The following is an 8,009-nucleotide window of genomic DNA, read 5'->3' on the forward strand; positions in this document are numbered from 1 at the left end:
GAAAGTTTTTACTCTTAACGATCGTCTTGTTTTTCATTACTTTCGCTACGCATGCCCAGGTTGTCGACACCTGGCGTTTTGACAACCCGCAACAGCAGGAAAAAGCGCTGTCTATTGCCAGCCAGTTGCGCTGCCCACAGTGCCAGAATCAAAACTTACTGGAATCCAATGCGCCGGTGGCGGTCAGTATGCGTCATCAGGTGTATAGCATGGTGGCAGAGGGCAAAAGTGAACATGAGATCACCACGTGGATGACCGATCGTTACGGTGATTTCGTCCGCTATAACCCGCCGCTCAATGAGCAGACGCTGTTGTTGTGGGCACTGCCGTGCCTGTTATTGCTGCTGGTGGGCGTGATTATCTGGCGGGTGAGAACGCGCCAGCGCGTAGAAGAGGATGAACGATGAGTCAGCCTGAATGTTGTGCACCGTTACGTCCGATGCCGGTAAAACGCCTGGCCGCTATAGCTGTGCTGATGGTGATTGCCTGTACGGGAGGGTATTTGTTGTCGCCAAAATGGCAGGCGGTCCAGCAGGAGCAGGCGCGACTGGCTGACCCGTTACATGCGTTTTCTGATGAAAATATGCAGGAAAAACAACTGCTTTCGCTGCAGTCAAAAATACGTGCCAACCCGCAAGACAGCACGCAATGGGCGCAACTGGGTGAGTATTATCTTTGGCAAAACGCGTATCATAATGCTCTACTGGCCTATGAGCAGGCGCTGCGTTTGCGCGGTGAAAACGCCGAGATCTATTCGGCACTGGCGACGGTGCTGTACTATCAGTCCGGGCAGCATATGACGCCGCAAACCCGTGAGATGATTGAGAAATCGCTGGCGCTGGACCCGACAGAAGTTACCGCGCTGATGCTGCTGGCTGCTGATGCGTTTATGCAGGCTGACTATGCACAGGCTATTTTGCAGTGGCAAAAAGTTCTCGATTTAAACTCGCCGAGGGTGGATCGTGCTCAGTTGATTGACTCAATCAATATGGCGAAATTGCTGCAGAATCGACAAAAATAATTTTTGTTTTTTTGTGATTTGCGTCGTTTTTGCTGTGCAAAAAAACAGCAGTTGAACAAATTAGCGAAAAAAACGCACAGTCATAATTCTTCATTTTTTATCAAATGAATATTCTTTTATAACAAAAAGTTATTCATGATGACCCGCATAAACTCGCGTTTTTATGCATAAAATCAGCTAAAGGCCCTGTTCTTAAAGGGTTGCGCTGAATGCCATGCAAATGATAATGATAATAAGCGTTAAAAAATTCCATAAACGAACGCAACACAATTCATACCCTTTCAGTATGTACTATTCCCATAGGTTATATGTGAAATAGCGCTCCATCGAGGAAGTCCGTTGTTATGAAAAATTTGAAAGTCAGCCTGGCCTGGCAGATTTTGATCGCCATGGTGCTGGGCATTTTGCTGGGGAGTTACCTGCATTATCACAGTGACAGCCGCGAATGGCTGGTAGTTAACCTGCTGTCTCCGGCAGGGGATATCTTTATCCACCTGATCAAAATGATTGTTGTGCCGATAGTTATCTCCACGTTGATCGTCGGTATTGCCGGGGTCGGTGATGCCAAACAGCTGGGTCGTATTGGCGCCAAAACCATTATCTATTTCGAAGTGATCACCACCGTGGCAATTATCCTCGGCATCACGCTGGCGAATGTGTTCCAGCCTGGTACCGGTGTCGATATGTCGCAGCTGGCGACCGTGGATATTTCGAAATATCAAAGTACAACCGCAGAAGTGCAGAGCCACGCGCATGGCCTGATGGGTACGATTTTGTCACTGGTGCCGACCAACATCGTTGCGTCGATGGCGAAAGGCGACATGCTGCCGATTATCTTCTTCTCGGTGCTGTTTGGTCTGGGCCTGTCTTCACTGCCGGCCACTCACCGCGAACCGCTGGTGACCGTGTTCCGTTCCATCTCTGAAACGATGTTTAAAGTGACGCACATGGTGATGCGTTATGCGCCGGTCGGTGTCTTTGCGCTGATCGCCGTCACCGTGGCGAACTTCGGTTTTGCCTCCCTGTGGCCGCTGGCGAAGCTGGTGCTGCTGGTGCATTTCGCCATCCTGTTCTTCGCGCTGGTGGTGCTCGGTATCGTGGCGCGCGTGTGCGGTTTGAGCATCTGGATCCTGATTCGTATCCTGAAAGACGAACTGATTCTGGCCTACTCTACCGCCAGCTCTGAGAGCGTGCTGCCGCGTATTATTGAGAAGATGGAAGCCTATGGCGCACCGGCCTCCATCACCAGTTTTGTGGTGCCGACCGGGTATTCGTTCAACCTTGACGGTTCGACGCTGTACCAGAGTATCGCCGCGATTTTTATCGCCCAGCTGTACGGCATTGACCTGTCGTTGTGGCAGGAAATCGTACTGGTGCTGACGCTGATGGTGACCTCGAAAGGGATCGCGGGTGTGCCGGGCGTGTCGTTTGTGGTGTTGTTGGCTACGCTGGGTAGCGTGGGTATTCCGCTGGAAGGTCTGGCATTTATCGCCGGTGTTGACCGTATCCTCGACATGGCGCGTACTGCGCTGAACGTGGTGGGTAACGCGTTGGCGGTACTGGTTATCGCCAAGTGGGAACATAAATTTGACCGTAAAAAAGCGCTGGCCTATGAGCGCGAAGTATTGGGCAAATTTGATAAGACCGCCGTGTAGGCCGGATAAGGCAACGCCGCCATCCGGCAACCCGCTCTGGATTGCCGGATGGCGCTATGCTTATCAGGCAATCCACCTTCACTACCCGTTCGTTAACTTATCAAACTCTTCGCAGCCGGTATCAAACCCTTCCGTACAGCTCAGATTCAACCAGTGCAGTGCCTTCTGTTTATTCTTTTCAATAAAACCCTGCTCACCGTTTAAGAACATCATCCCGGCCCAGTACTCGGAATACCCGGTACGCGAAATGGCCGAGCTGCGTTTGAAATACCAGGTGGCTTTGTCATCGTCTGCGGGAATGCCTACGCCGTTGGCGTAAATCAGGCCGAGCAGCATCTGCGCATCAACGGCTGAGTCGCTCTCCAGATTCTCCGAGGCGTTTTGTAACAGCGTAATGGCTTTGGGGTAATCGGTACGCCCCGCCTGGGTATTGACCAGGATACGTGCCAGTGTAATTTCGCCGCTCTTACTGCCCGCCTGGGCCGCTTTTTCAGCCAGCGTTTTGGCTTGCGGATAATCCAGACTGACTGGATTGGTAATTTTAATTTGTGCCAACAGAGCCCAGGCGTCCGAATCGCCATTGTCGGCAGCCTTTTGCGCCCAGTATTCGGCTTTACTCAAATTGCCTGAACTAAACCAGGTATCGGCGAGAAAGTATTGTGCGCGTCGGTCTCCAGCCTCGGCGGCCTTCAGGAACTGGCTACCTGGTTCTTCGGCATGGGCAAAATATGTCAATAACACCATCAAGGCGAAAAGTCGTTTCATCTTATTTTTAGATTTAGAGTAGGGAACGAACAGTATAGAGAGATTATTTGCATAAAAAAACGGCCTCCGAATGGAGACCGTTGTAAGGAAAATGCCTGATGGCGATGCCAACGCATCTTATCAGGCCTACAGTGGAAACAGGTCGTAGGCCGGATAAGGCATTCATGCCGCCATCCGGCAAATCAGCCCATCGCGCTTTCGCGCAGACTGGCTTTCAGCTTGGTGTACTCATCAATCACATACTGCTCGGCAGCACGCTGATCGGCAATGCGCTCAACGTTGACGGCACAGTACTTGTACTCTGGCGTTTTGGTAATCGGACTCAGGTTCTCGGTGACCAGTTCATTACAGGCCCCAATCCACCACTGGTAGGTCATGTAAATCGCGCCTTTGTTCGGACGATCGCTGACTGCTGCACGCGTGATGACACGACCTTTACGCGAGTTAACCCACACCAGCTCTTCATCCTGAATGCCCAGACGTTCAGCATCGGCGGTGTTGATCTGGGCGTAGCCCGGTTCATCCGCTAATGCCGCCAGCGCCGCACAGTTGCCGGTCATTGAACGGCAAGAGTAGTGGCCGACTTCGCGCACCGTCGACAGGACCATCGGGTACTCGTCGGTCAGCTTGTCGATTGGCGCAACCCAGTCGCAGGTAAAGAACTGTGCCAGACCGTTCGGGGTGTCAAACTTCTCTTTGAAGAGGTAAGACGTGCCCTGATCGGCATCCGAGGTGTCGCGACAAGGCCACTGGATATAGCCCAGTTCGCCCATCTTCTCGTAGGTGGCGCCGTAGAAATCCGGGCACAGGCCGCGCAACTCATCCCAGATTTCCTGGGTGTTGTTGTAGTGCATCGGGTAGCCCATACGGGTAGCAATTTCACTGATAATCTGCCAGTCCGTTTTCAGATCCCACTTCGGCTCAACTGCTTTAAAGAAGCGCTGGAAGCCACGGTCAGCCGCAGAGTAGACGCCTTCATGCTCACCCCATGACGTAGACGGTAAAATAACGTCTGCGGCAGCGGCGGTTTTGGTCATGAAGATATCCTGCACGATGACCAGTTCCAGATCCGCAAAACCTTTGCGCACTGCGGACAGTTCAGCATCGGTCTGTAATGGATCTTCACCCATAATGTACGCCGCGCGCACTTCGCCATGCGCCGCACGGTGCGGCAGCTCGCTGATGCGATAGCCGGTATGGGCAGGCAGGCTTTCTACGCCCCAGGCTTTAGCAAACTTCTCGCGGTTTTCCGGGAACTTAACGTACTGATAGCCCGGATAGGTATCCGGCAGCGCACCCATGTCGCACGCGCCCTGAACGTTGTTCTGGCCACGAACCGGGTTAACGCCCACGCTTGGCTTACCGAGGTTGCCGGTCAGCATGGCGAGGCTGGTCAGTGAACGCACGGTTTCCACGCCCTGATAGAACTGGGTCACGCCCATGCCCCACAGGATAGCCGCGCTTTTTGCCGATGCATACATACGTGCAGCCTGACGAATTTCCTGTGCGCTCACGCCAGTAATGTCTTCGACGGACTCCGGCGTATAGCCTTCGACGATCTTGCTGTACTCTTCGAAGCCTTCCGTACGTGAGGCCACGAACGCCTGGTCGTACAGTTTTTCTTCGATGATGACATGACCCATAGCGTTGAGCAGCGCGATATTCGAGCCGTTTCTTAACGCGATGTGCATGTCGGCAATGCGCGCGGTTTCAATTTTGCGCGGATCGCAGACGATAATTTTCGCCCCGTTACGTTTAGCGTTAATCACGTGATTCGCCACGATAGGGTGGGAATCCGCCGGGTTGTACCCGAAAATAAACACTAAATCGGTGTTATCAATTTCGTTAATCGCATTACTCATTGCGCCGTTACCGACCGATTGGTGCAGACCTGCAACCGAAGGGCCGTGTCAGACGCGAGCGCAGCAGTCAACGTTATTGGTACCAATAACGGCGCGTGCGAATTTTTGCATTACATAGTTGGTTTCATTACCCGTTCCGCGAGATGAACCGGTCGTCTGAATAGCATCCGGGCCATACTTCGCTTTGATGGCGCTCAGGCGAGTTGCCACGTAATCCAGCGCTTCATCCCAGGAAACAGATTCCAGTTTGCCGCCACGTTGGCGACGGATCATTGGGGTTTTCAGGCGAGGGGTTAGGATCTGGGTATCGTTGATAAAATCCCAGCCATAATAGCCCTTCAGACACAGGGTACCCTGGTTGGTTTTCCCCTGCGCCGCCTCAGCCCGGACGATTTTGCCGTTATCGACCACCAGGTTGATTTTGCAACCTGATGCGCAATATGGGCAAACCGTGACGACTTTTTTCATCGGTCTCGCTCCAGTTAATCAAATCGCGCATACGCGCTTGTCGTTTTTGTTATGCATCTTTTATGCCATGTTTTTAGCAGGGGCATTGGCCGATAATACGGGCATCATTTGAGCAAAACCCTGACGAAAAACAGGCTGTCGTCATATTTGACGTGACGAATCCTACAAGTGTGACGGCCCGGCAGTGTGACCGGGGCTATGTTTCCCGCACGTCCTTGTGCCTTATCGCTGTCACTCTGTGCAGAATCATTCACACTCATTTGAGTTGGCGCGAGATGGGGAAAAACAATGAAGCCGGCGATACTGGTTGTGGATGATGACGTAACAATCTGCGCACTCCTGGAGGATGTGCTGAGCGAACACGTCTTTGCCGTGACGACCTGTCATACCGGACAGGCGGCGTTGCGCTGCATTGAGACTCAGCCGGATATTGCGCTGGTTTTACTGGATATGGTGCTGCCCGACACCAACGGCCTGATGGTGCTGCAACAGGTGCAAAAGATGAGGCCTGGCCTGCCGGTAGTGATGCTTACAGGAATGGGTAGTGAGTCGGATGTGGTGGTCGGGCTGGAAATGGGCGCTGATGATTACATCGGTAAACCGTTCAATGCGCGGGTGCTGGTGGCGCGGGTGAAGGCGGTGCTCAGACGCGTAGGCGTGCTCACGCCTGAAGGCTCGGGTGCGCAAACCACCGGGCTTTCCTTTAATGGCTGGCATCTGGATACCGCGGGCTGCCAGTTGCGTAATCCCCAGCAGTTGAAAGTCGACCTGACGCAGGGTGAATACAGCCTGCTGCTGGCGTTGGCACAAAATGCCCGGCGGGTGCTGAGCCGCGAGCAGCTGCTGGAACTGACGCGCAGCGATAGCGTCGAGGTGTTTGATCGCACCATCGACGTGTTAATCATGCGACTGCGGCGCAAAATAGAAGCCAACCCGCATCAGCCTATGCTGATTAAAACCCTGCGCGGGTTGGGATACGTGTTTGCCGCTGACGTCCAGCATCACGAAAAAGCGGCGTGATCGTGTGCAGTTGCCGGATGCGGCGTAAACGCCTTATCCAGCCTACAAAAGCGATAATGGCTACGTAGGCCTGATAAGCGCAGCGCATCAGGCATCAGCCATCCCAGCTTTTAACTCTGCCAGCGTTTTCGCGCCGTCGATGGCATTGGCGCACAGCAAACTGGCCCGCGCGCAGGCGTGCGCCAGCCGGATACTCCCTTCCAGCGACCAGTGCTCATGGCAGCCGTACAAAAATCCGGCGCAAAATGCATCCCCCGCACCGACGCTGCCGACGATCTCCTCCTGCGCCAGATACTGCGAAGGGATCCATGTGCCGTCTCGATCCGGCGTTTCGCCCCAGGCTCCTTCCGGGCAGTGGATCACCACCCGCTGGCGCACGCCCGCGTCCAGCAGCTCACGTGCAGCGCTGGCGATGTGCGGGATATGCAGCTCACCGTTAGGCTGGCGGATCGCCAGCCCGCTGAATTCCCCGGCCTCCAGCTCGTTGATCACCAGATAATCGAGATGACGGAGCGCTGGCATTACCAGCGGCTGATAGCGCGGATCGCCCTTGCGCGACACCAGGTCCAGCGATGTTTCAAACCCGTTATTGCGCATTTGCGCCAGTAGCCGAGCGCTGCGCGTGCCAAAGGTATCATCCGGCTTGTCCAGGCTGTCGAGCAGCAGCAGATAGCCGAGATGGAAAATTTTCATCGCGCTATCAAGCTGCTCAAAGGCGGGCAGATCCAGCAGCCGGTTTGCGCCGGGAGAATGAAAAAAAGTGCGCTGGCCGCTCGGGTCGGTCATCACCTGCGACATCGAGGTGGGGGCGGACGTGGTGCGCTGCACGTGCTGGCGATTCACGTGATACTGCTCGAGCATCGCCATAATGTAGTCGCCATCGCTGTCCTGACCGATCAATCCCACCGCCTGCAGCGGTAGCCCGGTGTGCATTTTCGCCAGCGTCAGCAGCACGTTCAGGGGCGCACCGCCGGTAGCGCGTTCGCTGTGGGTGATCTCCGCCAGCCAGCCGCACTCCGGCCACTGCACAATTTGATGCACATGATCGACCAGCATGTTGCCTGCGGCGATAATGCCTCTGCGTTCCATCAGGCCTGCCCCGCGCTGCCAAAGATGCGCATCTGTTCGGAGACGGTATCGGTAATGGCCTCTTCGATACCCAACAGCAGCTCAGCAAATTCGTCGTACAGCGGCTGGCGGTTGTTCATCCGCGACTCC

General features: G+C 54.4%; 7 protein-coding genes and 1 pseudogene. 4 read left to right on the forward strand and 4 right to left on the reverse strand.

Annotated elements, in window-relative coordinates:
- The 3 genes from nrfF to gltP form a co-directional block, all read left to right on the forward strand.
- The coding region (gene nrfF / locus FDW95_RS14185) for a heme lyase NrfEFG subunit NrfF (protein ID WP_249359108.1) at positions 1-407 on the forward strand (407 nt) is incomplete at its 5' end.
- Positions 404-1,021, forward strand: coding sequence for a heme lyase NrfEFG subunit NrfG (nrfG, locus tag FDW95_RS14190; protein ID WP_096758684.1), 618 nt, complete (start codon positions 404-406; stop codon positions 1,019-1,021). The genes nrfF and nrfG, both read left to right, overlap by 4 nt.
- Before the next feature lie 344 nt (positions 1,022-1,365).
- Complete coding sequence (gene gltP, locus FDW95_RS14195) at positions 1,366-2,676, forward strand: glutamate/aspartate:proton symporter GltP (protein ID WP_096758683.1); 1,311 nt, start codon at positions 1,366-1,368, stop codon at positions 2,674-2,676.
- Positions 2,677-2,757: 81 nt separating this feature from the next.
- On the opposite strand, the gene yjcO is transcribed toward gltP, so the two are convergent.
- The gene (gene yjcO, locus FDW95_RS14200; protein WP_115259685.1) at positions 2,758-3,441 is read right to left on the reverse strand and encodes a Sel1 family TPR-like repeat protein YjcO; all 684 of its coding nucleotides are present in this window, start codon (positions 3,439-3,441) and stop codon (positions 2,758-2,760) included.
- A 182-nt stretch (positions 3,442-3,623) separates the two neighbouring features.
- Positions 3,624-5,771, reverse strand: a complete 2,148-nt coding sequence (gene fdhF / locus FDW95_RS14205) for a formate dehydrogenase subunit alpha (RefSeq protein WP_115259684.1) — start codon at positions 5,769-5,771, stop codon at positions 3,624-3,626.
- 288 nt (positions 5,772-6,059) lie between these two features.
- On the opposite strand from fdhF, the gene FDW95_RS14210 reads away from it, so the two are divergent.
- Positions 6,060-6,791, forward strand: coding sequence for a response regulator transcription factor (locus FDW95_RS14210; protein WP_115259683.1), 732 nt, complete (start codon positions 6,060-6,062; stop codon positions 6,789-6,791).
- A gap of 87 nt (positions 6,792-6,878) precedes the next feature.
- Here the strand turns inward: FDW95_RS14210 and FDW95_RS14215 are convergent, their stop codons facing one another.
- Together FDW95_RS14215 and FDW95_RS23850 are read right to left on the reverse strand one after the other, a co-directional pair.
- Positions 6,879-7,883: a carbohydrate kinase family protein gene (locus FDW95_RS14215; RefSeq protein ID WP_115259682.1), complete on the reverse strand. Its 1,005-nt coding sequence runs from the start codon at positions 7,881-7,883 to the stop codon at positions 6,879-6,881.
- Positions 7,880-8,009 (reverse strand): annotated as a pseudogene (locus FDW95_RS23850) (ketose-bisphosphate aldolase); the annotation flags it as partial. The pseudogene FDW95_RS23850 and the gene FDW95_RS14215, both read right to left, overlap by 4 nt.

Origin of the sequence: Citrobacter sp. wls718 (genome assembly GCF_005280945.1) — a bacterium.
Lineage (GTDB): Bacteria > Pseudomonadota > Gammaproteobacteria > Enterobacterales > Enterobacteriaceae > Citrobacter > Citrobacter gillenii.

Excerpts from the sequence above, each read along its gene's own strand:
- gltP (WP_096758683.1), top strand. The coding sequence starts at position 1,366 with ATGAAAAATTTGAAAGTCAGCCTGGCCTGGCAGATTTTGATCGCCATG.
- yjcO (WP_115259685.1), bottom strand. The coding sequence starts at position 3,441 with ATGAAACGACTTTTCGCCTTGATGGTGTTATTGACATATTTTGCCCAT.
- nrfG (WP_096758684.1), top strand. The coding sequence starts at position 404 with ATGAGTCAGCCTGAATGTTGTGCACCGTTACGTCCGATGCCGGTAAAA.
- FDW95_RS14210 (WP_115259683.1), top strand. The coding sequence starts at position 6,060 with ATGAAGCCGGCGATACTGGTTGTGGATGATGACGTAACAATCTGCGCA.